Below are 25,975 nucleotides of genomic sequence, written 5' to 3'. Positions count from 1 at the left end.
GCCCGGCACCAGCGCCGCCGGCGGAACCCGCCCGGCGGGCAGCGTCTGCACGCACACGCGCACGGTCCACACCGGCCAGGCCAGCCGCAGCGCGGCCGATGGCGCCCGTCCCCAGGGCAGCAGCGCGGGCGGCAGCAGCAGCCGGCCGCCCTCGCCCCAGCCGAGGCCGACGGCACCGGCGGCTGCCGGCGCGCGGGCGGGCCGCAGATCGTCCAGCGGCGTGCCGATCCAGCGCTCCAGCGCCGCCAGCGCGTCCAGCGCCGAGGCCAGCGCACGCGCGGCGTCGAGGTCGGAATCGGGGTCGCCGGCCCCCGGCAGCTCGAGGCGGGCGCGGCCCTGGGGCCAGACGAGGTCGAAGCGGAACGGCGGCGGGGACATGCGACAGGGGACCGGAGCGAACCCCGGACTTCATCAGAAGCCCCGCGTGCCGCCACCCTGGGATCGCGCCCGGGGCGGCGGCAACAGCCTGTGTCAGCCGCCCAGGCGCGCCAGCATCAGCGTCAGGCGCAGCAGCGGGAAGGCCGGGCCGGTCTCGTCGAAGCGGCGCGACGGCGTGCCGCCGGCCCAGGTGTCGGTGCCGCCGGTGTCGGGCAGTCGCGGCCGCGGGTCGTGGCGGCCTTCGGCGTTCGACGCGTTCGACAGGGCCGCCAGCGTGCCGAGGAAGGCGCCGACGAAGCTGATCGTCATCAGCCCGCCCAGCGCGCGGAAGGCGTCGCGGTACTGCTCGGTCAGGCGGCCGCCCTTCATCAGGTCGGTCTCGTTGATGAAGCTCTGGTCGACCTGGCGGATGCGGCCCTGGTCGTCGATGCCGACGAAGCCCTTGCCGAAGGCGTTCTCGTAGAGCGTGTTGCCGTCGTCGACCGCCCAGTCGACGGCACGGCCCCAGCCGCGGCCTTCGTCGATCGCGAGATCGCCGCGGGTGTTGGTGTCGACGCCGGTGATCTGCACGCCGTAGTCGCCGTTGGTGATCGTCACCTTGGACGACAGCGTCATCGCCGGGTTGGCGGCCCAGGGCGTGGTCTCGATCGTGACCTTGGTGCCGTCGTCGAGCACGAAGCTGGTCGTGCCCCAGAAGTCGAAGGCCTGCTTGCCGTCGATCTCCATGTGCGGGTCACCCCAGGCACGGTAGGTCTCACCGGTCACCTTGTTCTGGATGAGAACCTGGTTGTCGTCGCCGGCGGTGATGCGGTAGTTGTCGTTCTCGAAGACGGCGACGCCGTTTTCGAGCCGCGTGCTGGCGTTGCTCGGGTTGGAGGGGTCGACACGCGGCGGCATGCAGCCGCCGGCGGCGATGCCGGCGCCTGCCGGCAGGGTGTTCAGCGACATCGTTCAAGCTCCTGGACGGCCCGGACCTCCGGGCTCGGTGTCGTGATTGCAGCCCGAGTGCGCGTCGAGCGCAGCCTGGGATCGGTCCTCAAGACCTGCCCGAAGCCGGCAGCGGCACCCGCGGGCAGGCGCACGTCGCCAGGGCCGGAATTGCGGGGTCTTCGCCGGCCATCTCCGGAAGGCAAGCGCGGGGTGCGCTGCCCAGAATCGGTGTCTCGCCCCGCCGCCCCTTGCATGCCCTGCGACGGAGGGCGGCCTTCGCCCGGTCGCGCCTATCGACGACGCCGGCGGCGGCGCCCCTCACTTCTTCATCGGTCCGTGGACGGCATCCTGAGCGAGTTCGAGATCTGGTTGGCGCTGGTCGGCCTCGGCAGCGGCTCCTGGCTCGGCTACGTGATCGTCGACGGCGTCAGCGAGAAGCTGCTGACGCTGTCCGAGCGCCGCCGGGCGGCCGAACCCGAGGTGCCGACCCAGCCGCCAACGTTGCCGGCGCCCCGTTTGGACGAACACGCGTTCGAGGTTCTGGCCGCAGGCATCGTCGAGCGCTACCTGGAGATCTGGGAACACGGCGAAGAAGGCCGTGAGCTCGCAGCGGCGCTGCATGCCGCGCTGGCGGCGCAGGAACCGCCGACGACGCTGCAGCAGGCCATCGAGTGCCAGCTGCGCCAGGGCATCGCGACGCTGCTCGACGACGAGGACGGCGTGCAGCGTGCGCAGCTGATCGGCGCGCAGTTGCTCGGTACCGCGGTGATGCGCCACGTCTTGCGCGCCGAACCACTGGCCAGCCTGCCGACGCCACGCCTGGTCGAGGCCCTGACCCCGACGCTCGGCCGCAGCCTGGCCGAGGCCTTCGCCGCGCTCGACGCTCAGCGCCAGACGTTCAGGCCCAGCGTCAGGTAACGGCGCCAATAGCCGCCGGCCGAGTCGCCGGTGGCCATGCGCTGGCCGCTGCCGCCCATCGCCAGACGCAGCCGCGCCGACGGCGACAGGTCCCAACCCAGCGCCAGTTCCCAGAAGTTCGGATGCGCGGTGCTGCGATTGCCGGCGGTATCCGTCTCGTGGGCCATGCCCAGGCCGGCGCGCAGTTCCAGGTCGACCGGGCGCCATTCGCGCGACCACGCGAGATAGGCGCGCAGTTCCCGGTAGCGGTCGGGGTTCCAGTAGCCGCGGTCGACGTCGTCGTCGCCGGCGCTGCGCTCGATGAGGTTGGCCTCGACGCCGGCGGACAGGCCGCGCAACGGCAGCGTGCGTTCGGCGCGGCCGCGCAGGCGCAGCCGCGTCGTGCCGTCGTCGAAACGCTGCACCGCACCCGAGCCGGCATAGGACCAGGGCCCGGTCGGGCGGAAGTCGACGCCGAGCGCCAGCGAGTCCACCGTGACCCGGTTGGCGACGGCACGCGGGGCCTCGACGAGTTCACGCGCGGCCTGGGCGTCGACGCGCCAGTGGTCGGCGGGCACGCCGGTCAGGCGCAGCGTCGGCAGCACCGGATGCCAGCCGTCGAAGTTGGCCGCCCGCAGCGCGATCGACGGCCACCAGGTGCCCGCCGGGCTGCCCGGTTCGCCGACGCGCCAGCGCAGCGAGGCCGCGACCTGGTTGGCCGCCGGGTCGCCGTTGGCGTCGTCCAGCGTCAGCCGGCGGGTCTGCAGGTCGACGGTCGCGCCCGGCGCCGGATGCCAGCCGCCGCCGACGGTCCAGGCCCGCGTGTCGAGCTCGTCCTTGTCTTCGGAGGCCTCGAAGCCGGCGTAGCCGAAAGGCCGCAGCTCGCGGCCGATGCGCCAGTCGCGCAGCCAGGCCGACTCGGCGTCGGTCGGCTCGGCCAGCAGCGGCCAGGCGCGTTCTTCGTAGCCGGCCCACCACCAGGCGCGGGCGAGGTCGGCCCGTTCGCCCGGGTGCACCGGCGCCGGCTGCGCCAGGAAGCCGGCGAGCGCCGCGCGGGGCGCGCCGGCGAAGTTGCGCGCGTTGGCCAGCGCCCAGGCCAGGTCGCGGTCGGCCGGGAAACGGCGGGCGAGTGTTTCGAGTTCGCGCACGGCGCCGGCTTCGTCGCCGCTCCACAGCCGAGCGGTTGCCAGCCGGCGCTGCAGCCGCACGTCGTCGGGCGCGAGGGCCTGCGCCTCGGTGAAGGCGGCGACGGCCCCGGCGGCGTCACCCCCGGCCTGGCGCGCCTGGCCCAGGCCGTCGAGCAGCGCGGCCCGCGTGGCGCCGGCGGTGCCCGGCACGAGTTCGGCGAACAGCGCCTCGGCCTCGGCCGCGCGGCCGCTCCACAGGCTCTGCCAGGCCAGCGACGGCACGATGTCGGCGCGCCGCTGCGGCGCCTGGGCCAGCGCGCGCCGGTACAGCGCCGCGGCCTCGGCGTTGCGGTCGGCGAAGCCGTGCACGCGCGCCGCCTCGATCAGCAGGTCGACGTCGTCGCCGTGGGCGGCGACGAGCTGCGTGTACAGCGGCAGCGCCTGCGCCCAGTCGCGCTGCTCGGCGGCGGCGCGGGCCTCGGCGCGGCCCGCGGCGGCCACCGGCGCGGCGGCTAAAGCGGCGGCCAGCGCCAGCAGCAACGGTGCCAGGCGCGGGCTCACGAGCCCCTCCCGACACGCGCGGTGCTCCAGCGCACGGCCTGGGTCGCCGGGCGGCGGAACAAGGTCGGCAGCGCGACGACGGTCGTGACGGCCAGGAAGGCCCAGTAGATCAGCGGATACCACACGGCGTAAGGCAGGAAGCGGGTGATGCCGGGGTCGTAGCGGCGGTCGATCCAGACGCCGACCGTCAGCTGCAGCATGCACAGCGTCGCGATCGCCATGCCCCAGAGGTTGGGGATCGGCGAGGCGCCGACCGGCGGCAGGCCGACCGCCCAGGACAGCGTCCACAGCGTCGCCAGCAGCACGAAACACACCGACCACAGGATGGACAGCGAGGACTCGACGAACACCGGCCACAGCCGCCGGCTGCGCCACGTGACCAGCACGTCGGCATGCTTGCGCAGCACCTGGATCAGCCCGCGCGCCCAGCGCAGGCGCTGGCGCCACAGGCCGCGGTAGGACAGCGGCACCGTCATCCAGCACAGCGCACGCGGCTCGTAGCGCACGTCGTAATGGCGCTTCTGCAGCCGCCAGGTGAGTTCGATGTCCTCGGTGGGCATGTCGGGGCTGTAGCCGCCGACGTCGAGCACGGCGCTGCGGCGCAGCGCCGCGACGACGCCCGAGACGGTGACGATGCGGCCCCAGACGCGCTGCGCACGGCGCAGCAGGCTGACGATCGACGAGAACTCCACCGCCTGCAGCCGCGCCAGGAAGCTGCCGGTGTTGCGCACACGCGGATTGCCGGTGACGGCGGCCACGCGTGGCGAGTCGAAGTGCGGGACGATGTAGCGCAGCATGCGCGCGTCGGGCTCGGCGTCGGCGTCCAGGCCCATCAGGATCTCGCCGCGCGCCAGCGCGATGGCGTCGTTGAGCGCCATCGCCTTGCCTTCGTTGTTCGCCTTGTGCACCAGGCGCAGCCGCGGGTCGGCCGTCAACGGCTCCAGCGCCGCCAGCGTGCCGTCGGTCGAGCCGTCGTCGACGACGATGACCTCGTAATGCGGGTAGTCCATGCGCAGCATCGACTCGACCGAACGGCGGATCACCGCCTCCTCGTTGTGCGCCGGCACCAGCACGCTGACGAAAGGCAGGTCGGCGTCGGATCGTTTCGGGTCGGGACCGACGGTCTCCTCCCAGCGCACGCGGAAGATCAGTGCGGTGACGATCCACATCAGGCTGGTGACGATCGGGTAGATCGCGAAGAAGGCCAGCACCCAGCCGTACCAGGCCGTGGTCTGCACGGCCAGCAGCCACGCTTCCATCAGAGCACCTCCTGGCGCTGCTCGCGCCGCGGCGGCACGGCGGCCGCCAGCGCGCTGCGTTCTGCGGGCGGCTCGACGAGCTCGAAGCGCTTGTGCGCGCCGTCGTTGCGGATGCACACCCGGCGGGCGCCGGCCAGCATGGCCCAGTCGGCGTCGATGTGGCGGCCGTTGAAGTCGTGGCGGTAGTCCAGCGCCACCCGCGCGCTGCTGCGCCGCGGCCCCTTGCGGCGGTAGATGCCGACGTTGTGCAGCACCCACGACAGCGTCAGCACCGGCACCAGCACCAGCGCACCGCCGATCAGCAGCAGCAGTTCGGCGAAGTCGGGGCGCCCGGCGAGGACCCGCTCCCAGCCCCAGACGAACAGCACCCAGCCGGCGAGCACGACCAGCGCATGCAGCAGGCGACGCGCCGCCGTCAGCCGCTCGGGCCGAGCGGCTGTGTGCGGGAGCGGGGGGGTCATGCGCGGCGGCCGATCGTGCGGCGCAGCCCCAGCATCGCCAGGGCCGGCAGCAGCAGCGCCAGCGTCGAAGGTTCAGGCACCGCCGAGGTCGGCAGCAGGTTCTGCGGGTCGACCAGCGTCCAGTCGCTGCCCTGGTAGCTGTAGCGCAGGTCGACGACGCCGGCCTGCAGCCGGTTCCAGCTGCCGAGCTCGAAGCCGTACAGGCCCGGGGTCAGGAACAGGTCCTCGGCGAAGCCCAGTCGGTCACGCGGGTTGAGGAAGTCCTTGCCGATCTCCAGCGTCTCCTCCAGGCCCAGCAGGCGGAAGAAGAAGCCGTCGTCGTAGAGCACCGAGAAGTTGTAGAGGCCGGCCTCGGTGATGCGGATGAAGCCCTCGAAGTGCGAGGTCCAGTTGCCGTTGGCGTCGTCGCCGCAGACACCGCTGTCCTGGCTCAGCGGCACCGGGGTCGCCGGGCCCCATTGCGCCGAATGGGCGCCGTTGTAGCAGCCGTTGCCGTAGTTGATCGCCGAGGACAGGCCGCTCCAGCTGGAGATGATGTCCGGCGCGCCGGCACCGCCGCCGCCGGCCGCCGCGGCCTGCACCGCCTGCCAGTCGGCGCGGCCCCACAGGCCGGTGCCCCAGCCGTAGCTGCCGATCGCGCTGCCGCTGCCGTAGCTCTGCGTGGCCTCGTTCCAGAGCACGGTGCTGCCCTGCCAGTTGCCGTCGATCTGCACGAAGCTGGCGTCGGCGCCGCTGCCGCTGGCGTAGCTGCCGGCGTACAGCGGAGACAGGTTCAGCGGGCTCGCCAGTGCCGCCGGGGCGGCGGCGACGAGGAGGCCGGCGGCACAGGCCAGCACACTGAGCTTCAGGCGGGAGATTCGGGTGTCGGACATGGTGATCGGGGCGGTGCGACCGCAGGCGCCGGGGTGTTCGAAGGCACCGTTTGCGCGGCGCCTTTATAGGCTACAAAAACTGCAGTCAATCCTGACATTGCGTTGTTTGAAACAATGTCAAACAAATCCGGCCGGCTGTGCACCCCGATTCAGGTGGTTGAACCACAGCTTCGGCCCTGTTTCAGGGCCTGGGCGTGCAATACGACACGCCGCCGAAGGCTCGGCTTTGATCTTCCGCAGCGATCACCGGCAGCGAAGATGGTTCGGCGACCCCTCGCCCTCCGCGCTGCGGCGGATCGGCGGCGGGCCCGCCAACCCGGCTGACCCCGGGCCGCGGCGCCGCGCTGTGGCAGCATCGGCGCGTCGTCTCGAGCACCGCACCGTGACCACCGCCCGCACCAGCCACAGCCACCCGCTGCAGATCGCCGCGGTGCGCGCCAGTCCCGCGCACGGGCGCATCGGCATCACCTTCTGCCCCGGCAAGCACGACCGCAGCGCCGCCACCGGCGCCTGGGCGCGCGACCTGGGCATGGACCTGGACACGATCGCCGCCTGGGGCGCGAAGCTGGTGCTGACGCTGGTCGAGCCGGCGGAGCTGTCGTCGCTGAAGGTGCCGCAGCTCGGCCACGAGGTCAGACGCCGCGGCATCGCCTGGCAGCACCTGCCGATTCCCGACTTCGGCGTGCCCGGCGAACATTTCGAGCGCCAGTGGGTGCAGGCCGGAGCCGAGATCCGCGCCCTGCTGCGCGCCGGCGACGACGTGCTCGTGCACTGCAAGGGCGGCCTGGGCCGCGCCGGCATGATCGCCGCGCGGCTGCTGGCCGAGCTCGGCGTCGCCCCCGAGCAGGCCATCCGCGACGTGCGCCGCGCGCGCCACGGGGCCATCGAGACACCGGCCCAGATGATGCTGGTGCAGCGCACGCGCCCGCTGCCATGAGCCCTCGGGAGTCGGGGCGCATTCCCGCTCGGCGGGGCCGGCCGCCCGGCCGAAGGGGGCCCTGGTGAACCCGTTCGTGCGTCCCGAACCGCCGGAACCCGCGCCCGATGCCGCCGCGCGTGTGCTCGACACCGCCACGCTGCAGCGCGTCGGCGGCCGCCTGGGCAGCAACCCGGCCGGTGTCTACCGCGACGAGGCTGGGCGCCGCTACTACGTGAAGGAGCTGGAGAGCCCGGCGCTGGCGCGCAACGAGTGGCTCGCGGCCCAGCTCTACCGCCTGGCCGGCGCGCCGACGCTGCGCTACCTGCGCACGCGGGCCGCCGACCAGGTGGCCACCGAGTTCGTCGTGCTCGACAAGAAGAACGTCGGCCAGCTCGACGAGGCCGAACGCCGCCAGGCCCGGCGCTGGCTGGGCGTGCACGCCTGGACCGCCAACTGGGATGCCGCCGGCTACGACGGCGACAACCAGGGCGTGACCGGCGGCACGGTGCTGACGCTGGACGTCGGCGGCGCGCTCGAGTTCCGCGCCCAGGGCAGCCCCAAGGGCCGCGCCTTCGGCCACGAGGTCGGCGAACTCGACCGCCTGCGCCACGACCCCGACAACCGGCACGCAAGCCGCCTCTTCGGCGAGATCGGCGAGGCCGAGCTGCACGAGGCGATCACGATCGTCACGCGGCTGGACGACGCCGCGGTGCGCGCCTGCGTGCTCGGCCACGGCGGCAGTGCGGCGCTGGCCGAGAAGATGCTCGCGCGCAAGGCAGACATGGCGCGGCGCCTCGGCGGCTGACGGACCCGGCGGCGGCCGCGCCGCGGCGCGTCAGTCCAGGTGCGGCCCGAGCCGCCGCAGCAGCATCGCGTCGGCCCATTCGAGGAAAGCCTGCACACGCGCCGGGCGCCGGCGCGGCGGCGGCGTCAGCCAGTGCATCGGCAGCGACGCGCAGCGCCAGCCCGGCAGCACGCGCACCAGCGCGCCGCTGTCCAGGTGCGGCGCGGCGACGAACTCGGCCAGCTGCACGACACCCAGGCCGTCGAGCGCGGCCGACAACGCCGCGGCGCTGTCGGTGGTGACCAGGCGCGCCGGCAGCTCGAGCTCGACGGACGCGGTGTCGCGCCGCAGCCGCAGCGGGCGCAGCCGGCCGGTGGAGCCGGCGACGAAGCCCACCTGCGGATGCGCGGCCAGGGCCTGCGGCGTGGCCGGCACGCCGTGGCGCTCGAGATGGCGCGGCGCCGCGCAGAGCACGAAGCGCAGCGCGCCGACCGGGCGCGCGACTAGGCCCGAGTCGGGCAGCTCGCCGCCGCGCAGCGCGCAGTCGACCCCGGCGGCCACGAGATCGACACGCCGATCGGTGCAGCCGAGTTCGACGTCGATGCCCGGATGGCTGTCGAGGAAGCCGCGGATCTCCTGCGCGAACAGCAGCCGCCCGACCGCCACCGGCACGTCCACGCGCAGCTGGCCCTGCAGCGCCCGGCTGCCCTGGCGCAGCGTGGTCTCGGCCTCGTCGAGCTGCTGCAGGATGGACCGCGCCCGCTCGTGGAAACGCAGGCCCTCGGTCGTCGGCGTCACCTTGCGCGTGGTGCGCGTCAGCAGCCGCACGCCGAGCTTGGCTTCGAGCTGCTGCACCTGCTGGCTGACGCTGGCCTTGTGCAGACCGAGCTGCTGTGCGGCCCGGGTGAAGCTGCCGCTGTCGACCACCTGGACATAGGCGCGCATCGCCTCGAAACGGTCCATTACCGGCCTCCGTGTACGCGGTGATTGTCAACGGATCCAAGACAGTGTGTCGCCCCCGGCGGGCTGGGCACGGCCGCGGCGGATTCCTAGAGTGACGCTCGACGGGCCAGCCGGCCCTTCACGATGGAGGAACCCGATGTCCAGGACGCTTCATGTCGCGGCCGCCGCTGTCGCGCCGCTGTGCGTCGCCACCTTCCTGGTCTCGACGCTGGCCGTCGAGCTGCTGGGCAGCGCCGAGGCCATCGCCGGCGTCAAGGCGGCGATCGTCACGCCCGGGCTGTGGCTCCTGGTGCCGGCGATGGCCGCCTTGGGCGGCAGCGGCATCCGGCTGGCGCGCACACGCCGCGACCCTCTCGTCGAAGCCAAGCGGCGGCGCATGCGGCTCGTCGCGGCCAACGGCCTGCTGGTGCTCGTGCCCTGCGCGCTGCTGCTCGACACCTGGGCATCGGCCGGGCGCTTCGACACGGCGTTCTTCGCGCTGCAGGGCGTCGAGCTGCTGGCCGGCAGCGCCAACCTGGCGCTGATGCTGAGCAGCCTTCGCGACGGGCGGCGGCTGGCGGCCCGCCGGCGCGTGGCAGCCGCGCGCGGCTGAGAGCGCGGCCCTCAGGCCACCGCAGCCCAGCGCGTGTAGACCGCCTCCACGTCGCCGGCGAAGTAGTCGGGGTTGAGTTCGCGGATCGTCGCCAGGCTGGCGGTCAGCCCTTCGAGATGCGCGCTGACCCGCGCCACCGCGGTGTCGGCGTCGTGCGCGGCGATGGCGTCGACCAGCGCCGCGTGTTCGTCCAGCGCCAGCTCCATGCGATGCGGCTGCGGCAGCGTCAGGCGGCGGAAGCGGTCGAGCTGGACCTTGATCTGCTGCACCATCTCCCAGATGCCGGGCAGGCCGGCGGCCTCGGCGATGGCGCGGTGCATGGTCTCGTCGGCGGCGTGGAAGCCGGCCTGGTCGCCGGCTTCGAGCGTTTCGCGCTGAAGCTCGATCAGCGCGCGCAGCCCGGCGATGTCGGAGCCGCGTGCGCGTTCGGCGGCGGCACGCACGGTGATCGTCTCCAGCGCGGTGCGCGCCAGGATGATCTCCGGCAGCTTGGCCACCGGGATGCGCGCGACGATGGTGCCCGACTTGGGCACGATCTCGACCAGCTTCTCGTCGGCCAGGCGCAGCAGCGCCTCGCGCACCGGGGTGCGGCTGACCTGCGCTTCCTGCGCGATCTCCTTCTCGTAGATCACGTCGCCGGGGCGGCGCTGCAGCGACACGATCTCGTCGCGCAGGCGCTCGTGCACCAGCTGCGCGGCCGTGAGGCTCGCGCCGTTCGCGGCGGCCACGCGCCGTGCGTCGCCACCGATGGTCCAGTCCGCCATGGGATCCCTTCCTGGGCCCGCGAAACGCGGCCGCCGCATGGCGCCCGCTCCGGCGAGCAGTTCTCGCATATTACATATATGGCCACCCCGACAGGGGCTTGGCCGCGTCAGAGGGCTCGCCAGCCGGGCTGCCGAGCCCGGTCACCGCCGACGACGGGCCGCCGAAACGGCGCCGGGATCGCGCCGCACCGCACGTCAAGTCCGGTCGTCATGGAATCAGTGAAAACACTAGGTCAAACGCCTCAAAGATCGCTATGTATACCAAATACTCCTTGTATATCATGCATACAGACCGCCCACCTGACCCGCAAGACGGCGCACAGACGCCCTGACGGCAGGCCCGATGCGAGCGGCGCAACAACCGGCGACCGGCCCACGAGGCTGGCGACCGGGAGACCGCTGGCAAGGACCGAGAGATGGACAAGAGCCCCGTGCTGCGCGTCGCCGCGATCGGCGAGTGCATGGTCGAACTGCAAGAGCGTGCCGACGGCAGCGTCAGCCAGGCGTTCGGCGGCGACACGCTGAACACCGCGGTCTACATGGCCCGCCTGGGACAGCGCCTCGGCCGCTTCGTGCACTACGTCAGCGCCATCGGCGACGACCCGTTCAGCAGCGCGATGGCCGAGTTCTGGCGCGCCCAGGGCGTCGACGACAGCCTGACGATGCGCCGCACCGGCCGCCGCCCGGGGCTGTACTTCATCAAGACCGACGCCGCCGGCGAGCGCCGCTTCTTCTACTGGCGCGGCGAGGCCGCGGTGCGCGAGGCCTTCGAGTGCGAAGGCTCGGACGCGCTGCTCGAGTCGCTCGCCAGCTTCGACGCGATCTACCTGTCGGGCATCAGCCTGGCGGTGCTGCGCCCGGCCAGCCGCGAGCGCCTGCTGGTGCGCCTGGCCGACCTGGCCGCCGCCGGCAAGACGATCGACTTCGACTGCAACTACCGCCCGCTGCTGTGGGAGGACGTGGCCACGACACGCGCCGTCTACGAACGTGTCTTCGGCTTCGCCCGCCGCGTGCTGGTGACGGTCGAGGAACTGGAGGTGCTGGGCGTGGCCCCGCACCCGGCGGCCGGCGCGGCGCACTTCCGCCCGCTGACGCAGCTCGAAGTCGTCATCAAGGACGGCGCCAAGCCTTGCACGCTGATCCACGGCGGCCAGGTCGAATCGGTCGCCGCGACCTGCATCCCGCAGGTCGTCGACACCACCGCCGCCGGCGACAGCTTCTCCGGCGCCTATCTCCTCGGACGCATGCTGGGCCTGGCCCCGGCCGAAAGCGCCCGCCGGGCCCACCGGGTGGCCGGCGCCGTGGTCCAGCACCGCGGCGCCATCATCCCGGCCGAGGCCACCCCCGACGTCTACGCCACGGAAACGGCCGCAGACCGCCCGTAGCGCTCCACCCTGCCGGCCCCACCGGCTTTCTCTGCACACAAGGGGTACGTCCATGAACATCAAGAAGGCAATCGACCGGATCCCCGGTGGCCTGATGCTGGTGCCGCTGATCCTCGGCGCGCTGACCAAGACCTTCTTCCCGGACGCCGGCAAGTACTTCGGCTCGTTCACCAACGGGCTGATCACGGGCACGGTGCCGATCCTGGCAGTGTGGTTCTTCTGCATGGGCGCGACGATCGACTTGCGCGCCACCGGCACGGTGCTGCGCAAGTCGGGCAACCTCGTCGTCGTCAAGACGCTGGTCGCCTGGGCCGCCACCTGGATGGCCGCGCAGTGGCTGCCGATGGACGGCGTGCAGGCGGGCCTCTTCGCCGGCTTCTCCGCGCTGGCCATCTGCGCCGCGATGGACATGACCAACGGCGGCCTCTACGCCGCGGTGATGCAGCAGTACGGCACCAAGGAGGAGGCGGGCGCCTTCGTCCTGATGTCGGTCGAGTCGGGCCCGCTGGTGTCGATGCTGATCCTGGGCGCCGCCGGCGTCGCCAGCTTCGAGCCGCGGCTGTTCGCCGGCGCGGTGCTGCCCTTCCTGATCGGCTTCGCGCTGGGCAACCTCGACAAGGACCTGAAGGAGTTCTTCGGCAAGTGCGTGCACGTGCTGATCCCGTTCTTCGGCTTCGCGCTGGGCAACGGCATCAACCTGAACGTGATCGCGCAGACCGGCCTCGGCGGCATCCTGCTGGGCCTGATGGTGATCGTCGTCACCGGCATCCCGCTGATGATCGCCGACAAGCTGATCGGCGGCGGCAACGGCACCGCCGGCCTCGCCGCCTCGTCGACCGCCGGCGCCGCCGTGGCCAACCCGATGATCATCGCGGAGATGGTGCCGGCCTTCAAACCGGCCGCCGCCGCCGCGACCTCGCTGGTCGCCGCCGCCTGCCTGACCACCGCCATCCTGGTGCCCGTGCTGACCGGCCTGTGGGCCAAGCGCATGGCCGCTCGCGGCGACACCAAGACCCAGCCGGCCACGGCCTGAGCCCGACCACGTCGCCCCGCGCGTGAGGTGCCGGTTCTGGCCGCACGCGCCGGGCGCCCCCGGCCGGAAGCACGCCGGCCGGCCACTCCGAACCCCAGGACCGCAGCGGAATCCGCCATGTTCCTCAGCCACATCTCCCTGCTCGACCGCGAGGCCGACCAGTTGCCCGCCGCGCTGGTGCGCGGCCTTCGTTTTCTCGCCGAGACCGACATCGAGAGCCTGCCCGCCGGGCGTTTCGACCTCGACGGCGACCGCCTGTTCGCGCTGGTCCAGGACTACGACACCGAACCCAAGGCCCACAAGCGCGCCGAATCGCACGCCCGCTACATCGACATCCAGTACGTCGCGCGCGGGCTGGAGGTCATCGGCTACGCGCCGCTGAACCACGGCGGCGCCGTCGAGGAAGACCTGCTCGCCGAACGCGACGTGCAGTTCTTCGCCTCGGTCGCCGACGAGACCGACCTGCTGCTGGGCCCCGGCAGCTACGCCATCTTCCACCCCACCGACATCCACCGCCCGGGCTGCTGCGACGACCGCAGCCGCAAGGTGCGCAAGGTCGTGGTCAAGGTCCTCGCCTGACCCACGCCACCGACACGAGAACCATCATGGACATCCGCTATTCCACCAACCAGCGGGACTTCAAGCGCTACACGACCGAAGAGACGCGCCGCGAGTTCCTGATCCAGAACCTGTACCTGCCCGACACCGTGCAGGCCGTCTACAGCCACGTCGACCGGATGGTGACCTTCGGCTGCATGCCGGTCGACGAGGCGGTGCCGCTGGACAAGGGCATCGCCTGCATGAAGACCTTCGGCACGAACTACGTGCTCGAGCGCCGCGAGCTCGGTATCTTCAACATCGGCGGCGCCGGCTCGGTCGAGGCCGACGGCGTGCGCTACCAGCTCGGTTTCCAGGACTGCCTGTACGTCAGCCAAGGCACGCGCGAAGTCGTCTTCCGCAGCGCCGACCCGTCGCGGCCGGCCAAGTTCTACATGGTCAGCGCGCCGGCCCACAAAGCCTGCAAGACGACCTTCATCTCGATCGCCGACGCGAAGAAGAAGCCGGTGGGCGACACCGCGACGGCGAACAAGCGTGTCATCAACCAGTTCATCCACCCCGACGTGCTGGAGACCTGTCAGCTGTCGATGGGCCTCACGCAGCTGGAGCCCGGCAACGTCTGGAACACGATGCCGGCGCACACGCACGAGCGCCGCATGGAGATCTACACCTACTTCGGCATCCCCGAAGGCCAGGCCGTGTTCCACATGATGGGCGAGGGCCAGGAGACGCGCCACATCCTCGTGCACAACGAGGAGGCGGTGATCTCGCCGTCGTGGTCGATCCACTCGGGCTGCGGCACCTCGGCCTACACCTTCATCTGGGCGATGGGCGGCGAGAACCAGACCTTCGACGACATGGACCACATCGCGATCGGCGACCTGCGCTGACGCTCGAGCAAGGACAGACCATGAGCTTCTACCCCGACGCCTTCTCCCTGAAGGGCAAGGTCGCGCTCGTCACCGGCGCCAGCTACGGCATCGGCTTCGCTCTCGCCAGCGCGCTGGCCGAGGCCGGCGCGACGATCGCCTTCAACGACATCAACGAAGAGTTCCTGGCCCAGGGCCTGGCGGCCTACAAGGCCGCCGGCATCACCGCCCACGGCTACCTGTGCGACGTCACCGACGAGCCGGCGGTGCAGCAGATGGTCGCGCGCATCGAGCGCGAGGTCGGCACGATCGACATCCTGGTGAACAACGCCGGCATCATCAAGCGCGTGCCGATGCACGAGATGGCGGCCAGCGAGTTCCGTCAGGTCATCGACATCGACCTGACGGCGCCGTTCATCCTGGCCAAGGCGGTGATCCCGGCGATGATCGCCAAGGGCGGCGGCAAGATCATCAACATCTGCTCGATGATGAGCGAGCTGGGCCGCGAGACCGTCTCGGCCTACGCCGCCGCCAAGGGCGGGCTGAAGATGCTGACGCGCAACATCGCCTCGGAGTACGGCGCGCACAACATCCAGTGCAACGGCATCGGCCCGGGCTACATCGAGACGCCGCAGACCGCGCCGCTGCGCACGCCCGGCCACCCGTTCAACAGCTTCATCCTCGCCAAGACCCCGGCCAACCGCTGGGGCCGCACCGAGGACCTGAAGGGCCCGGCGGTGTTCCTCGCCTCCAGCGCCTCGGACTTCGTCAACGGCCACGTGCTCTACGTGGACGGCGGCATCCTGGCCTACATCGGCAAGCAGCCTTAAGGCTCGACTTCCCCACGACGCCCCCGGCGCCGCACACGCGGTTCCGGGGGCGTTCTTCATCGCGCGTCGGCGGCGAACCGGCACACATCGGCGGGCCAGAGCATTCAAGATCCTCGCAGCGCACATGCGAGTTTTCGTGACACCAGAATTCGCTCTAAGATGTTGTCATTCAACAGATCCTGATCCGCCATTCAAGATTCATCGGAAGCCGGATTCAAGATCCCGAGCCACCATGCCCCAGTTCCATCACCACGATCTGCGACTGCTGAACCCGCGGTTCGACTCGCCGTTGCTGGACGTGCTGACCGATCTGGAGCACCTGCGCCGGCTGGAGCTGCGCGGCAGCACGCCGCCGCCGGTCTTCATGCAGCTCAAGCAGGTGTTCCATCTGCTCGAAAGCCTGGCGTCGGCGCGCATCGAAGGCAACCACACGACGCTGGCTGACTACGTCGAAGCCAAGGTGGTGCCGGGACGGCCCGACGGCGAACCGCTGCGCGAGATCGAGAACATCGAGACCGCGATGCGTCAGCTGGAAGAGACCGTGGAACCCGGCTCGGCGCTCGGCGAGCACCTGCTGCGCGGGCTGCACACGACCACGGTCCAGGGCCTCGAACGCGAGGGCGACCGCACGCCAGGCTGCTATCGCGGCGGCCCGGTGCGCATCGCCCAAGCCGAGCACCAGCCGCCCGAAGCCGTGCAGGTGCCCGGCTACATGAGCGAGCTGGTGGACTTCGTCAACCGGCCCGACGCGCCCAAGTACGACCTGATGAAGGTCGCGCTGGCGCACCACCGCTTCGCCTGGATCCACCCGTTCAGCAACGGCAACGGCCGCGTCGTGCGGCTGCTGACCTACGCGATGCTGATCAAGTACGGCTTTCAGGTCAGCGCCGCCGGCCGGCTGCTCAACCCCGCGGCCGTCTTCTGCGCCGACCGCAACAGCTACTACGCGATGCTGGCGCAGGCCGACAGCGGCCAGGACGCGGCGCTGGAATCGTGGTGCACCTACGTGCTCGGCGGCATCCGCGACGAACTCGAGAAAGTCGCCCGCCTGGCCGACTATGCGCATCTGCAGAAGGTGGTGCTGCTGCCCGCACTGGCCCACGCGCGCGAACGCCAGCTGATCACCGCCCAGGAAGAAGCCGTGCTGCAGCTGGCGATCGAGGCCGGCACGCTGAAGGCCGGCGACCTCGACGCCGCGCTGCCCGGCCTCAACGCCAACCAGCGCACCTACCAGATCCGCAAGCTGCTCGACAGCGGCATGCTGCAGCCGGTGCGGCCGGGGGCACGCCAGTACACGCTGGGCTTCATGCACAGCACGCTGCTGCGCGGCGTCGTCAAGGCGCTGACCGATCAGGGGTTCGTGCCGCCGGCGCTGGCCCGGCCGGCCTGAGGCAAAGCCGAGCGATGAAACCCCGCATCCTGCTGCTGGAAGACGACAACGCGATCGCCGGCACCGTGGCCTTCGCGCTGGAGCGCGACGGCTTCGCCGTCGAGGCGGTGACGCTGCTGCGCGACGCCGACGCGGCGCTGCGCCGCACCCTGCCCGCGGCCGCGGTGCTCGACGTCGCGCTGCCCGACGGCAACGGGCTGGACCTGCTGCGGCGCTGGCGCGCCGACGGCGACGCGCGCGTCGCGACGCTGCCGCTGCTGGTGCTGACGGCACGCGGCGAGGAGATCGACCGCGTGCTCGGTCTGGAAGCCGGCGCCGACGACTACCTGCCCAAGCCCTTCAGCCCGCGCGAGCTGGTGGCCCGTGTGCGCGCGCTGCTGCGCCGCGCCGCGATGCCGCGCGCCACGCCGCAGGTCTTCGAGCTCGACGAGCCCGGCCAGCGCATCCGCTACCGCGGCGCCGTGCTGGCGCTGACGCGGCTGGAGTACGGCCTGCTGCGCGAGCTGATCCTGGCGCGCGGCCGCATCCTGTCGCGCGAGGCGCTGTTCGACCGCGTCTGGGGCACGCAGGCCGAAGCCGCCGACCGCACCGTCGACACCCACGTGAAGACGCTGCGTGCCAAGCTGCGCGAGGTGCACGCCGGCGCCGACCCGATCGCCACCCACCGCGGCCTGGGCTACACGCTGGCCGACGGCGAGGGCTGAATGCACATCGGCCTGCGGCTGTTCTTCGCCTTCGCCGCGATCACCGGGCTGGCCGCCTTCTTCGTGCTGCGCGTCTTCGTCACCGAGATCAAGCCCAGCGTGCGCGAGGTGATGGAAGACGTGATGGTCGACAGCGCCAACCTGCTGGCCGAGGTCGCCGCGCCCGAACTGGCAGCGCTGCCGGCCGGCGGCACGCTCGGCGACGGGCCCTTCGCCGGCGCGGTGCGCGAGTACGCGGCGCGCGAGGTCGACGTGAAGATCTGGGGGCTGCACAAGACGACGCTGGACCTGCGTGTCGTCGTCACCGACGCCGGCGGCCGCGTGGTCTTCGACTCCGGCACGCCGCCGGCCGTGGGCCAGGACTACTCGCGCTGGCGCGACGTGCTGCTGACGCTGCGCGGCGAGTACGGCGCGCGCACCACGCGCAACGGTGCCGGCGACGAGAGCTCGGTGATGCACGTCGCCGCGCCGGTGCGCAGCGGCGGCCGCACCGTCGGCGTGCTCGTCGTCGCCAAGCCGCTGGCGAGCATCATGCCCTTCGTCGAACGTGCCGAACGCAAGGTGCTGTGGGCCGGCGTGCTGCTGCTCGGGCTGTCGCTGGCGATCGGCGTGGTGGTCACGCTGTGGGCGGTGCACGCGGTGCGCCGGCTGCGCGCCTACGCGCAGGCCGTCGGCGAGAGGCCCGAAGGCCCGCGCCGCACGCCGCCGGCGCCGCCCGCACTCGGCGGCGAACTCGGCGAGCTGGCGCAGGCCATGGACCGCATGCGCCAGCGCCTGGAAGGCCGCGAGCAGCTCGAACACCAGGTACGTGCGCTGACCCACGAGCTGAAGACGCCGCTGGCCGGCATCCGCGGCGCCGCCGAGCTGCTGCACGAGGACCTGCCCGAGGCCGACCGCCGGCGTTTCGTGCAGCAGGTCGACACGCAGGCGCGGCGGCTGCAGGCCATCGTCGAGCAGATGCTCGAGCTGTCCAAGCTGGAGAGCCTGCAGGCGCTGCCGGCGCGCGTGCCGGTGGACCTGAACGTGCTGGCGCGGGAGGTCGCCCAGGCCCACGGCGCCGGCGACCGCCTGCGGCTGCCGGCCGAGGTCGCCGTCGTGATGGGCGACGCCGAGCGGCTGCGGCTGGCGATCTCCAACGTGCTCGCCAACGCCATCACCCATGCGCCGGCCGGCACGCCGCTGGAGGTGCAAGTGCGGCACGACGGCGGCACGCTGGAATGGTCGCTGCGCGACCACGGCCCCGGCGTGCCCGACTACGCGCTGGCGCGCCTGGGCGAACGTTTCTTCAGCACCGGCGAGGGCCGCGGCAGCGGCCTGGGCCTGGCCATCGTGCGCCAGGTGCTGTGGCTGCACGGCGGCAGCGTCGGCTTCGAGCCGGCCGCGCCGGGGCTGCGCGTCGTGTTCCGCTTCCCCTGACTTCACGCCCGCTTCACGCAGCCCATCGCCGCTTCACCGCCGCTGGCCAGACTGCGGCGCATCGTGAAACAACGGAGCGAGGAACGATGCGAAACCCGGTGGTGGTGAAGGTGATGGCCGTGCTGGCCACGGTGGTGCTGATCTCGGTGGTGCTGGCGCGCATCGGCTGGCTGGTCGACGAGCGCCAGGTCTACCAGCACGAGGCGGTCGACAGCGTGCAGCAGTCGTACGCCGGAGCGCAGACGCTGATGGGGCCGGTGCTGCAGCGCCAGTGCGTCGAGGAATGGGAGGTCGTGCAGGGCAGCCGCACCGAGGTCGCGCGCCGCGGCTTCGCGCTGCAGGCGGTGCCTGCCGAGCTGGTGGCCAGCACGAAGACCCAGGCCGACGCACGCTACCGCGGCCTGTTCAAGGTGAACGGCTACAACGCCCGGCTGGAACTGCAGGCGCGCTGGCCGCAGCTGGCGGTGCTGCAGCCCAGGGCCGAGAACGCCGGCGGCCGCGTCAGCTGCCAGGCACCGACGGTCTGGGTGGCGGTGTCCGACCCGCGCGGGCTGCGCAGCGCGCGCATCCAGCTCGCCGGCCGCACGCTGGAGCTGCAGCCGGGCACCGGCCACAAGACCTGGAAGGACGGCTTGCACGCCGGGCTGCCGGCCGCGCTGGCCGACGGCGGCGCGCTGGAACTGAACGTGACGCTGGACCTCGTCGGCACCGCCGAGCTGGCCGTCGTGCCCGCCGCCCGCAGCGTGCAGTGGACGCTGGCCGCCGACTGGCCGCACCCGTCCTTCGGCGGCCGTTTCCTGCCGGTGACCCGCGAGGTGCGCGACGACGGCTTCGACGCCCGCTGGTCGGTCAGCGCGCTGGCCAGCAACGCGGCGCAGATCGTCGAGCAGGCCGGCGGCGAGAAGCCGCGCCTGGGCTCGCTGGACACGCTGGCCGTGACCTTCACCGACCCGGTGAACCCGTACGTGCTGGCCGACCGCGCGATCAAGTACGGCCTGCTGTTCGTCGTGCTCACCTTCGCCGCGGTGGCGCTGGCCGAGACGCTGGCGCGCCGGCGCGTGCGCCGCGTGCACCCGGTGCAGTACGCGCTGGTCGGGCTGGCGCTGGCGCTGTTCTTCCTGCTGCTGCTGGCGCTGTCGGAGCAACTTCCCTTTGCCGCCGCCTACGGCCTCGCCGCGGCCGCCTGCGTGCTGCTGCTGGGCAGCTACGGCCGCCACATGCTGGGCGGCGTGCGAGACGGCTGGCTGTTCGGCGCCGGCATGGCGCTGCTCTACGGCCTCTTGTACCTGCTGCTGCTGCGCGAGCAGACGGCGCTGCTCGTCGGCTCGCTGGGCCTGTTCGCGGCGCTGGCGGCGGTGATGCTGCTGACGCGGCGGCTGGACTGGTACCGGCTGGGGGCGGCCCCGGCGGCGCCGGCGGCGCCGGAGGTCTGAGCCGGGCGGGCGGCACGACCGCCGCCCGCCCGCCGCTCGTTCAGGGCAGCACCACCCCCGCCGCCGTCCTCACCTGCTGGTGCGAGTAGTCCGCCCGCGCCGGGCGCGCCACCGTGCCCTGGGCCTTCACGTAGTCGGCGAAGGTCTGGGTGTAGAGCAGGTAGGTGTTCACCCAGGCGCCGGTGGCGTAGACCGTGCCCAGCGTGCGGTAACCGTCCTGGCCGGCGGCGATGAAGTCGTTGGTCACCAGCGTGTAGGTCCGCGCCGGGTCGATCGCCGACCAGGCACCGGTGACACGGTCCTTCACCTGCACCTGGCTGAAGCGGCTGCCCTTGGGCTGGCTCATGTCCAGGTTCCAGCGCAGACCGGCGGCGTACGGATGCGAGCCGCTGGACTGGCCGTTGTCGAGGTGGTTGGCGACGGCGTCCTCCAGCGCCGCGACCATCTGCGCGCCGGTGACGTCGATCTCGACGAGCACGTTGGTGAACGGCAGCAGCGTGAACGCGTCGTTCATCGTCAGCGTGCCGGCCCTCAGCGGCACGCGCACGCCACCGGCGTTCTGCAGCGCGAAGTGCGCGCGCCGGCTGGCCGCCAGGAAGGCCTCGGCGACGATCTGCGCCGCGTCGCTGCCGCGCGCCTGCAGGTTGGCTTGCGCCCCCGCCTCGATGCAGCCGGCGACCCCCGACGAGCGGTTGGTCGACTCGCCCGGCACACGCACCAGGCACAGCGCCTCGCTCGCCGAGCCGATGGTCTTGGTCTTCTCGGCCGCCACCTGCGAGGTGTAGGTCGCCAGCAGCGCCGCCGCGTCGGCATCGGGCGTCGTGACCTTGACGCGCGGCTCGTTGGCCAGGCCGGCGACGATGTTCGCCTGGGTGACCTCGTCCACCGCGACGAAGCTGCCCGAGCCGTTCTTGCGCGCGAAGCGGTCGCCGATCACCAGCGAGGCATTGCCGCCGCAGCTGGCGACCGCGCCCCGGTCGTCGAACTTCACGTTCATCAGCGCGAAGACCTTGGCGTACTCCCAGGCCTGACCGATGCAGACCTTGGCGCCGTCCTTGTTCGTGACCTGCGTCGGGTAGGCGCCCGAGCTGGCGACGCCGAAGGCGCTGAAGTCGCCGAGCAGCGTGTGCGAGTCGCCGCCGACGATGACGTCGACGTCGCTCAGCTGCGCGGCCATCGCCTTGTCGGCCTCGTAGCCCTGGTGCGTCAGCAGCACGATGTGGCGGATGCCCTGGCGCTTGAGCTCGTCGATGGTTTTCTGAGCGGTCGTCACCTCGTCGAGGAACTGCGTCGTCGACAGCGGGCGCGAGGAGTTCGTCGTCTTGCCGGCGATGTCGATGCCGACGATGCCGACCCTGACGCCGTCGTAGGTCTTGATCGTGTACGGCTGGACGAGCGGGCTGCCCGACGGGTTCAGCGGCGTGCCGCTGGCGGGCACGACGTTGGCGCCGAGCACCGGGGTCTTGCAGCTGCCGGCATGCAGCATGTCGATGAAGTTGCGCGCCGCCTGGTCGCCGTCGTCGAACTCGTGGTTGCCGAGCTCGAACGCGTCGAAGCAGACGGTGTTCATCATCTTCGCGTCGGCCTCGCCCTTGAAGAAGGTGTAGTACAGCGTGCCGGTGACGGCGTCGCCCGCGTGCAGCTTCAAGAGGTTCTTCGTGCCGGCCTGGGCGTTGAACAGCGTCGTCAGGCGCGAGAAGCCGCCGAGCTCGACCTGCGTGGCCTCGCCGCCGATCTTCATCTCGAACGCACTGAAGGGCTCGAGCTGCGAGTGGTGGTCGTTGACGTGGGCGATGTTGATCTCGATCGCCGGGTAGCGCTCGTCATCGCCTCCGCCGCAGGCCGACAGCGCGGCAACGGCCAGCGAGGTGATGCCGAACAGTGCAGCGCGCCGCAGCGATGCCGGGCGCAGTCGCGGGATCAGGGACATGAGGGGTCACCGGAGGTCATGAAGACGGCAGATGATTCCGGCGGCCGGTGAAAGCCGGATGACACCGGCGCCCCCGGCACTCCCCGGTTGCGGGGCCGGCCGCTCGGCACGGCGGCACCGGCCGGGCACTCCTTGTCCATGCGGCCCGGCATCGGCAGGCCCGCCGCCAGGGCATCGATCCGTTCCGGCGCCGACGATGAACTGCGCCGGGCGGATGCCGACGCGGTCGGCACGGCTCGAACCGCAGACGACGAGGATGTGGTCCAAGCCCGCCCACGCATTGACAGGAGCCAGGGCCGAGGCAGGCCGATGCGCGGCGGCAAACGCCTCGCCCACAACAGAGCATCGCGCCGTAATGCAATGCCTTTTGTGGCAACTCTGAAACCTCGGAATTGAGTCTATGAAGATATCGACTCGTTTCCTACAGTGGTCGCCATCGCAACCCTTTTTGCTACGGACACGACGAGCACGCCGATGCCCTAGCGTTTTCAGAGGACCTCATGAAATTGCTCAGCTTCCGCGACCGCCGAGGCGAACGCAGCTACGGCATCCGCAACGAACACGGCATCGTCGACCTCGGCCGGCGCCTGGGCAGCCGCTTCCCCACGCTGCGCGCGCTGCTCGCCGCGCCCGACGGCCTGGCGCTGGCGCGCCAGCACGAACACGCCGCCGCCGACCTGCAGGAACAGGACGTCGTCTTCCTGCCGGTCATCGACCGTCCGAACAAGATCTTCTGCGTCGGCATGAACTACGCCGCCAAGCGCCAGGAGTTCAACGAGAGCAACCCGGCACCGACGCTGTTCATTCGTTTCCCCGACTCGCAGACCGGCCACCGCTGCCCGGTCGTCAAGCCGCTGCAGAGCCGCGAGTTCGACTACGAAGGTGAACTCGCCGTCGTCATCGGCACCGGCGGCCGCGGTATCCGGCGCGAAGACGCGCTGCAGCACGTCGCCGGTTATGCCTGCTACATGGACGGCTCCGTGCGCGACTGGCAGCACACCTGGTTCACCGCCGGCAAGAACTGGCACGACACCGGCGCCTTCGGCCCGTGGATCGTGACCACCGACGAGATCCCCGACCCGCAGCAGCTGCGCCTGCGCACCTTCCTCAACGGCCAGCAGGTGCAGGACGAGAGTACCGCCGCGATGCTGCACCCGGTGGCCGAGCTGATCGAATACATCAGCACCTTCAGCGCGCTGTCGCCCGGCGACGTGATCATCACCGGCTCGCCCGGCGGCGTCGGCAAGAAGCGTGTGCCGCCGCTGTTCATGAACGACGGCGACACGATCGAGGTCGAGATCTCGGGCATCGGCCGCCTCAGCAACGTGATCGTCGACGAGGCGCCCGAAGTCGAAGACGACCCGGTGAGCCTGCTGCTCGCCGAGACTGCGGCCGCCTGACCGGCCCCCGCCGCCGCCACCAGGCGGCGGGCTTTCACGATGCCGCCGCGACCCGGCGGCGGTTCCCGCTTCAGCCGCCCGCGAGGCGGCTTTCGATTTCGCGGTCCAGCGCGCGCGACAGCGTCGTCCAGGCCGCGCCCGGCGCATCGGCCGCACCGAGCTCCAGTTCCAGCCGGCGCCGCAGCACCACCAGCGCGCAGAGTTTCAGCCGCTGGCGTTCGTGCCCGTGCGGCCAACGTCCGGCGGCGGCCTTCAGGCCCTGGCGCCGGTCCAGCGTCTCGGCCACCAGCGCCTGCACCGCCGCAGCGTCGTGCCAGTCCAGGCCCAGCGCGCGGCCGGCCTGCTGCAGCGCACGCTCGATGTCGCGCGCCGTCGCCTTCGGGTTGCCGAAGCCGGCCATCAGGCTTTGGCGCCCGCCGACATGCGGCGGTACAGCCACCAGTAAGCGCCGGCGACGAGCAGCGCGCCGCCGACCCAGTTGCCCAGCGTCACGACGCCGAGATTGACGAGGTACTGGCCCACCGGGATCTCGGTGGCCAGCCGGGCCTGCGCCGCGGGCTCGGCCCAGAAGCCGGCCGGCGCGAACCAGCGCACCAGCAGCCCGTAGGGCACGAAGTACATGTTGGCCACGCAGTGCTCGAAGCCGGCGGCGACGAAGGCCGTGATCGGCAGGAACATCGCGACGATCTTGTCGGTCACGCTGCGCGCGGCCAGCGACAGCCAGGTCGCCAGGCACACCAGCACGTTGCACAGGATGGCCAGGCTGAAAGCCTTGAACGGCGGCAGGCTGGCCTTGCTGGCGGCCAGGTACAGCGCGCTGGCGCCGACCTCGCCGTGCCCGGCGCCGTACTGGCCGCCGAGGAAGACGATCAGCGCCGTGCCGAGCGCACCGACCAGGTTGCCCAGCCAGACGAGGGTCCAGACGCGCAGCATGCGCCGCGTGTCCAGCCGGCCGCTGGCCCAGGCCATGACCATCAGCGCGTCGCTGGTGAAGAGCTGCGCGCCGGCGACGACGACCAGCATCAGCCCCATCGAGAACGCAGCGCCCATCAGCAGGCGCATCACGCCCCAGGGCAGCACGTGGTCGGCGCCGGCGATGGCGACGGTGGCGAACATCGCGCCCAGCGCGACGAAGGCGCCGCCGAGCACGGCCAGGCCGAACTGCTGGGCGGCCGAGGCCTTGGCCTTCTTGACGCCCATCTCCTCGGCGGCGCAGGCCACCGCGTCGGGGGCCAGCGGGTCGAACAGCGAGCGGGGGGCCGCTTCGGCGGCCGCAGACAACGGAGGACTCATCGGGTTCTCAATGGGAGAGCTGCGCCGCCGCGAGCCGCGCGGCGAGTGCACAGGACGCGAGGCGCGAACGCAGCGTGTCGGTGGCGCCGGCCAGGATCACCGGCAGCCGGGCGCCGAGCACGACACTGGCCGCGTCGGCGGCGGCAAAGAGGCGCAGCTGCTTGACCAGCAGGTCTCCGGCCACGAGGTCGGGCACCAGCAGGATGTCGGCGTCGCCGGCCACCGGCGAGGCCAGACCCTTGGCACGAGCGGTGTCGGCGCAGATCGCGTCGTCCAGCGCCAGCGGGCCGTCGAGCAGGCCGCCGGTGATCTGGCCGCGTTCGGCCATCTTGCAGAGCACGGCGGCTTCCAGCGTCGAGGCGATCTTCGGGTTCACCGCCTCGGTCGACGACAGGATCGCGACCTTGGGCCTCGCGAGGCCGAGCGCCTGCGCGAGCCGGATCGCGTTCTGCACGATCTGCGCCTTGTCCTCGAGCGACGGCGAGACGTTGATCGCCGCGTCGGTGATCAGCAGCGGCCGTGCGCGGCCGGGCACCTGCACGACGGCGACCTGGCTCAGGCGTGGCGCGACGCGCAGCCCGTGGTCCTTGCGCATCGCGAGGGCCACCATCTCGTCCGCAGGCAGCGCACCCTGCATCAGCGCGCCGACCTCGCCGTCGCGCGCCAGCTGGGCGGCAACTTCGACGGCCGCGTGCGCGGAAGTGGCGTCAACGAGGCAGCAGCCCGACAGGTCCAGCGCCTGCATCGCCGCCAGCCGCTGCATCGTCGCCGCCGGGCCGACGAGCACCGGAGCCATCAGCCCGGTGCTCGCAGCCTCGACGGCGACCCGCAGCGAGATGTCGTCGCAGGGATAGACCAGCGCCGTCGGCAGCGGCGCTTCGCACGCGGCAGCGGCCGCACGCGCTTTTGGCGCGGCGCACAAGCGGAGGGTGGACATCGTGGGGATCTCCAGGCGAAGGCAGGCCCGGCCGGGTGGGCACCCGGTGTGTCGTAAGCAGTGGGAAACGCCGGGGCCGGCGTCAGTCGACGGCCAGCCCGGCCTCGCGGAACAGCGAACGCGTTCGCTCGGCCAGCTCTTCGGACGGCGGCGCCACGCCGGCCAGGCGGTAGTTCAGCTCACGCTCGTGCCACTTGTGCTCGCCCATCTGGTGGAACGGCAGCACGTCCACCCGCTGCACGTTGCCCAGCTTCGCGGCGAAGGCGGCCAGCGCGCGGATCTCGCGTTCC

26 protein-coding genes and 1 pseudogene are annotated in these 25,975 nt (G+C 71.8%); 14 read left to right on the top strand and 13 right to left on the bottom strand.

Features of this window, described 5'->3' with window-relative positions; all coding sequences use genetic code 11:
- On the bottom strand, positions 1–378 hold a 378-nt coding region (locus RBXJA2T_RS01365), incomplete at its 3' end, for a hypothetical protein (protein ID WP_009855517.1).
- Positions 379–471: 93 nt separating this feature from the next.
- Positions 472–1,326, bottom strand: coding sequence for a DUF1521 domain-containing protein (locus RBXJA2T_RS01360; RefSeq protein WP_009855516.1), 855 nt, complete (start codon positions 1,324–1,326; stop codon positions 472–474).
- A 318-nt stretch (positions 1,327–1,644) separates the two neighbouring features.
- Here RBXJA2T_RS01360 and RBXJA2T_RS01355 point away from each other — a divergent pair, with 318 nt between their 5' ends.
- Positions 1,645–2,226: a TetR/AcrR family transcriptional regulator gene (locus tag RBXJA2T_RS01355; protein WP_009855515.1), complete on the top strand. Its 582-nt coding sequence runs from the start codon at positions 1,645–1,647 to the stop codon at positions 2,224–2,226.
- Here RBXJA2T_RS01355 and RBXJA2T_RS01350 read toward each other — a convergent pair.
- The 4 genes from RBXJA2T_RS01350 to RBXJA2T_RS01335 are packed head-to-tail and all read right to left on the bottom strand — an operon-like array spanning position 2,193 to position 6,485.
- Positions 2,193–3,893, bottom strand: coding sequence for a tetratricopeptide repeat protein (locus RBXJA2T_RS01350; protein ID WP_009855514.1), 1,701 nt, complete (start codon positions 3,891–3,893; stop codon positions 2,193–2,195). The genes RBXJA2T_RS01355 and RBXJA2T_RS01350 overlap by 34 nt on opposite strands.
- The gene (gene pgaC / locus RBXJA2T_RS01345) at positions 3,890–5,152 is read right to left on the bottom strand and encodes a poly-beta-1,6-N-acetyl-D-glucosamine synthase (RefSeq protein WP_009855513.1); all 1,263 of its coding nucleotides are present in this window, start codon (positions 5,150–5,152) and stop codon (positions 3,890–3,892) included. The genes RBXJA2T_RS01350 and pgaC overlap by 4 nt, the downstream gene beginning before the upstream one ends.
- Positions 5,152–5,613, bottom strand: coding sequence for a hypothetical protein (locus RBXJA2T_RS01340; RefSeq protein ID WP_009855512.1), 462 nt, complete (start codon positions 5,611–5,613; stop codon positions 5,152–5,154). The genes pgaC and RBXJA2T_RS01340 overlap by 1 nt, the downstream gene beginning before the upstream one ends.
- Positions 5,610–6,485: a PEP-CTERM sorting domain-containing protein gene (locus RBXJA2T_RS01335; RefSeq protein WP_029719011.1), complete on the bottom strand. Its 876-nt coding sequence runs from the start codon at positions 6,483–6,485 to the stop codon at positions 5,610–5,612. Before RBXJA2T_RS01335 ends, RBXJA2T_RS01340 begins: the two co-directional genes overlap by 4 nt.
- 382 nt (positions 6,486–6,867) lie before the next feature.
- Between RBXJA2T_RS01335 and RBXJA2T_RS01330 the strand changes: the two genes are divergently transcribed.
- Positions 6,868–7,422, top strand: coding sequence for a cyclin-dependent kinase inhibitor 3 family protein (locus RBXJA2T_RS01330; RefSeq protein ID WP_009855510.1), 555 nt, complete (start codon positions 6,868–6,870; stop codon positions 7,420–7,422).
- A 64-nt stretch (positions 7,423–7,486) separates the two neighbouring features.
- Positions 7,487–8,209: a hypothetical protein gene (locus RBXJA2T_RS01325; protein WP_009855509.1), complete on the top strand. Its 723-nt coding sequence runs from the start codon at positions 7,487–7,489 to the stop codon at positions 8,207–8,209.
- Between the two features lie 30 nt (positions 8,210–8,239).
- Here the strand turns inward: RBXJA2T_RS01325 and RBXJA2T_RS01320 are convergent, their stop codons facing one another.
- Positions 8,240–9,151 (bottom strand): LysR substrate-binding domain-containing protein, encoded by a 912-nt coding sequence (locus RBXJA2T_RS01320; RefSeq protein WP_009855508.1) that lies wholly within the window; start codon positions 9,149–9,151, stop codon positions 8,240–8,242.
- 136 nt (positions 9,152–9,287) lie between these two features.
- Here RBXJA2T_RS01320 and RBXJA2T_RS01315 point away from each other — a divergent pair, with 136 nt between their 5' ends.
- The gene (locus RBXJA2T_RS01315; RefSeq protein ID WP_009855507.1) at positions 9,288–9,743 is read left to right on the top strand and encodes a hypothetical protein; all 456 of its coding nucleotides are present in this window, start codon (positions 9,288–9,290) and stop codon (positions 9,741–9,743) included.
- An 11-nt stretch (positions 9,744–9,754) separates the two neighbouring features.
- Here the strand turns inward: RBXJA2T_RS01315 and RBXJA2T_RS01310 are convergent, their stop codons facing one another.
- Positions 9,755–10,507, bottom strand: coding sequence for a GntR family transcriptional regulator (locus RBXJA2T_RS01310; protein ID WP_009855506.1), 753 nt, complete (start codon positions 10,505–10,507; stop codon positions 9,755–9,757).
- 416 nt (positions 10,508–10,923) lie between these two features.
- On the opposite strand from RBXJA2T_RS01310, the gene RBXJA2T_RS01305 reads away from it, so the two are divergent.
- The 9 genes from RBXJA2T_RS01305 to creD all read left to right on the top strand — a co-directional run bounded on the left by RBXJA2T_RS01305 (position 10,924) and on the right by creD (position 20,125).
- Positions 10,924–11,892 carry a sugar kinase gene (locus RBXJA2T_RS01305; RefSeq protein ID WP_009855505.1) on the top strand — a complete coding sequence of 323 codons (969 nt, stop codon included), beginning with the start codon at positions 10,924–10,926 and terminating at the stop codon, positions 11,890–11,892.
- A gap of 52 nt (positions 11,893–11,944) precedes the next feature.
- Positions 11,945–12,925, top strand: a complete 981-nt coding sequence (gene kdgT / locus RBXJA2T_RS01300) for a 2-keto-3-deoxygluconate transporter (RefSeq protein WP_009855504.1) — start codon at positions 11,945–11,947, stop codon at positions 12,923–12,925.
- Between the two features lie 117 nt (positions 12,926–13,042).
- Positions 13,043–13,504: a NanQ anomerase/TabA/YiaL family protein gene (locus tag RBXJA2T_RS01295; RefSeq protein ID WP_009855503.1), complete on the top strand. Its 462-nt coding sequence runs from the start codon at positions 13,043–13,045 to the stop codon at positions 13,502–13,504.
- 26 nt (positions 13,505–13,530) lie between these two features.
- Complete coding sequence (gene kduI / locus RBXJA2T_RS01290; protein ID WP_009855502.1) at positions 13,531–14,373, top strand: 5-dehydro-4-deoxy-D-glucuronate isomerase; 843 nt, start codon at positions 13,531–13,533, stop codon at positions 14,371–14,373.
- 20 nt (positions 14,374–14,393) lie between these two features.
- Positions 14,394–15,182, top strand: coding sequence for a gluconate 5-dehydrogenase (locus RBXJA2T_RS01285; RefSeq protein WP_009855501.1), 789 nt, complete (start codon positions 14,394–14,396; stop codon positions 15,180–15,182).
- A gap of 232 nt (positions 15,183–15,414) precedes the next feature.
- Complete coding sequence (locus RBXJA2T_RS01280) at positions 15,415–16,572, top strand: Fic family protein (RefSeq protein ID WP_009855500.1); 1,158 nt, start codon at positions 15,415–15,417, stop codon at positions 16,570–16,572.
- A gap of 14 nt (positions 16,573–16,586) precedes the next feature.
- The gene (locus RBXJA2T_RS01275) at positions 16,587–17,276 is read left to right on the top strand and encodes a winged helix-turn-helix domain-containing protein (protein WP_009855499.1); all 690 of its coding nucleotides are present in this window, start codon (positions 16,587–16,589) and stop codon (positions 17,274–17,276) included.
- Positions 17,277–18,692, top strand: a complete 1,416-nt coding sequence (creC, locus tag RBXJA2T_RS01270) for a two-component system sensor histidine kinase CreC (protein ID WP_009855498.1) — start codon at positions 17,277–17,279, stop codon at positions 18,690–18,692.
- A gap of 86 nt (positions 18,693–18,778) precedes the next feature.
- On the top strand, positions 18,779–20,125 hold the full coding sequence (gene creD, locus RBXJA2T_RS01265; RefSeq protein WP_029719009.1) for a cell envelope integrity protein CreD: 1,347 nt from the start codon (positions 18,779–18,781) through the stop codon (positions 20,123–20,125).
- A 40-nt stretch (positions 20,126–20,165) separates the two neighbouring features.
- Here the strand turns inward: creD and RBXJA2T_RS01260 are convergent, their stop codons facing one another.
- On the bottom strand, positions 20,166–22,055 hold the full coding sequence (locus tag RBXJA2T_RS01260; protein WP_009855496.1) for a bifunctional metallophosphatase/5'-nucleotidase: 1,890 nt from the start codon (positions 22,053–22,055) through the stop codon (positions 20,166–20,168).
- 500 nt (positions 22,056–22,555) lie between these two features.
- Here RBXJA2T_RS01260 and RBXJA2T_RS01255 point away from each other — a divergent pair, with 500 nt between their 5' ends.
- Positions 22,556–23,455: a fumarylacetoacetate hydrolase family protein gene (locus tag RBXJA2T_RS01255; RefSeq protein WP_029719008.1), complete on the top strand. Its 900-nt coding sequence runs from the start codon at positions 22,556–22,558 to the stop codon at positions 23,453–23,455.
- 70 nt (positions 23,456–23,525) lie between these two features.
- Here RBXJA2T_RS01255 and RBXJA2T_RS01250 read toward each other — a convergent pair whose 3' ends face one another.
- The 4 genes and pseudogenes from RBXJA2T_RS01250 to RBXJA2T_RS01235 all read right to left on the bottom strand — a co-directional run.
- Complete coding sequence (locus RBXJA2T_RS01250) at positions 23,526–23,855, bottom strand: hypothetical protein (RefSeq protein ID WP_009855494.1); 330 nt, start codon at positions 23,853–23,855, stop codon at positions 23,526–23,528.
- Positions 23,855–24,748, bottom strand: coding sequence for a formate/nitrite transporter family protein (locus tag RBXJA2T_RS01245; protein ID WP_039956376.1), 894 nt, complete (start codon positions 24,746–24,748; stop codon positions 23,855–23,857). Before RBXJA2T_RS01245 ends, RBXJA2T_RS01250 begins: the two co-directional genes overlap by 1 nt.
- Before the next feature lie 7 nt (positions 24,749–24,755).
- Entirely contained in the window at positions 24,756–25,685 is a 930-nt protein-coding gene (locus RBXJA2T_RS01240) for a bifunctional enoyl-CoA hydratase/phosphate acetyltransferase (protein WP_029719094.1), read from the bottom strand.
- 82 nt (positions 25,686–25,767) lie between these two features.
- Positions 25,768–25,975, bottom strand: a pseudogene (locus tag RBXJA2T_RS01235) (pyruvate formate-lyase-activating protein); the annotation flags it as partial.

This window comes from Rubrivivax benzoatilyticus JA2 = ATCC BAA-35 (genome assembly GCF_000190375.1).
Taxonomy (GTDB): Bacteria; Pseudomonadota; Gammaproteobacteria; order Burkholderiales; family Burkholderiaceae_C; genus Rubrivivax; species Rubrivivax benzoatilyticus.
This window is presented reverse-complemented; position numbering and strand designations above follow the sequence as displayed.

What these genes read in the sequence shown, in the direction of transcription:
- RBXJA2T_RS01275 (WP_009855499.1), top strand. Translation starts at nt 16,587, where the DNA reads ATGAAACCCCGCATCCTGCTGCTGGAAGACGACAACGCGATCGCCGGC.
- RBXJA2T_RS01315 (WP_009855507.1), top strand. Translation starts at nt 9,288, where the DNA reads ATGTCCAGGACGCTTCATGTCGCGGCCGCCGCTGTCGCGCCGCTGTGC.
- kdgT (WP_009855504.1), top strand. Translation starts at nt 11,945, where the DNA reads ATGAACATCAAGAAGGCAATCGACCGGATCCCCGGTGGCCTGATGCTG.
- RBXJA2T_RS01285 (WP_009855501.1), top strand. Translation starts at nt 14,394, where the DNA reads ATGAGCTTCTACCCCGACGCCTTCTCCCTGAAGGGCAAGGTCGCGCTC.
- RBXJA2T_RS01260 (WP_009855496.1), bottom strand. Translation starts at nt 22,055, where the DNA reads ATGTCCCTGATCCCGCGACTGCGCCCGGCATCGCTGCGGCGCGCTGCA.
- RBXJA2T_RS01245 (WP_039956376.1), bottom strand. Translation starts at nt 24,748, where the DNA reads ATGAGTCCTCCGTTGTCTGCGGCCGCCGAAGCGGCCCCCCGCTCGCTG.
- kduI (WP_009855502.1), top strand. Translation starts at nt 13,531, where the DNA reads ATGGACATCCGCTATTCCACCAACCAGCGGGACTTCAAGCGCTACACG.
- creD (WP_029719009.1), top strand. Translation starts at nt 18,779, where the DNA reads ATGCGAAACCCGGTGGTGGTGAAGGTGATGGCCGTGCTGGCCACGGTG.
- RBXJA2T_RS01240 (WP_029719094.1), bottom strand. Translation starts at nt 25,685, where the DNA reads ATGTCCACCCTCCGCTTGTGCGCCGCGCCAAAAGCGCGTGCGGCCGCT.
- creC (WP_009855498.1), top strand. Translation starts at nt 17,277, where the DNA reads ATGCACATCGGCCTGCGGCTGTTCTTCGCCTTCGCCGCGATCACCGGG.
- RBXJA2T_RS01310 (WP_009855506.1), bottom strand. Translation starts at nt 10,507, where the DNA reads ATGGCGGACTGGACCATCGGTGGCGACGCACGGCGCGTGGCCGCCGCG.
- RBXJA2T_RS01280 (WP_009855500.1), top strand. Translation starts at nt 15,415, where the DNA reads ATGCCCCAGTTCCATCACCACGATCTGCGACTGCTGAACCCGCGGTTC.
- RBXJA2T_RS01305 (WP_009855505.1), top strand. Translation starts at nt 10,924, where the DNA reads ATGGACAAGAGCCCCGTGCTGCGCGTCGCCGCGATCGGCGAGTGCATG.
- RBXJA2T_RS01320 (WP_009855508.1), bottom strand. Translation starts at nt 9,151, where the DNA reads ATGGACCGTTTCGAGGCGATGCGCGCCTATGTCCAGGTGGTCGACAGC.
- RBXJA2T_RS01340 (WP_009855512.1), bottom strand. Translation starts at nt 5,613, where the DNA reads ATGACCCCCCCGCTCCCGCACACAGCCGCTCGGCCCGAGCGGCTGACG.
- RBXJA2T_RS01360 (WP_009855516.1), bottom strand. Translation starts at nt 1,326, where the DNA reads ATGTCGCTGAACACCCTGCCGGCAGGCGCCGGCATCGCCGCCGGCGGC.
- RBXJA2T_RS01255 (WP_029719008.1), top strand. Translation starts at nt 22,556, where the DNA reads ATGAAATTGCTCAGCTTCCGCGACCGCCGAGGCGAACGCAGCTACGGC.
- RBXJA2T_RS01335 (WP_029719011.1), bottom strand. Translation starts at nt 6,485, where the DNA reads ATGTCCGACACCCGAATCTCCCGCCTGAAGCTCAGTGTGCTGGCCTGT.
- RBXJA2T_RS01295 (WP_009855503.1), top strand. Translation starts at nt 13,043, where the DNA reads ATGTTCCTCAGCCACATCTCCCTGCTCGACCGCGAGGCCGACCAGTTG.
- RBXJA2T_RS01250 (WP_009855494.1), bottom strand. Translation starts at nt 23,855, where the DNA reads ATGGCCGGCTTCGGCAACCCGAAGGCGACGGCGCGCGACATCGAGCGT.
- pgaC (WP_009855513.1), bottom strand. Translation starts at nt 5,152, where the DNA reads ATGGAAGCGTGGCTGCTGGCCGTGCAGACCACGGCCTGGTACGGCTGG.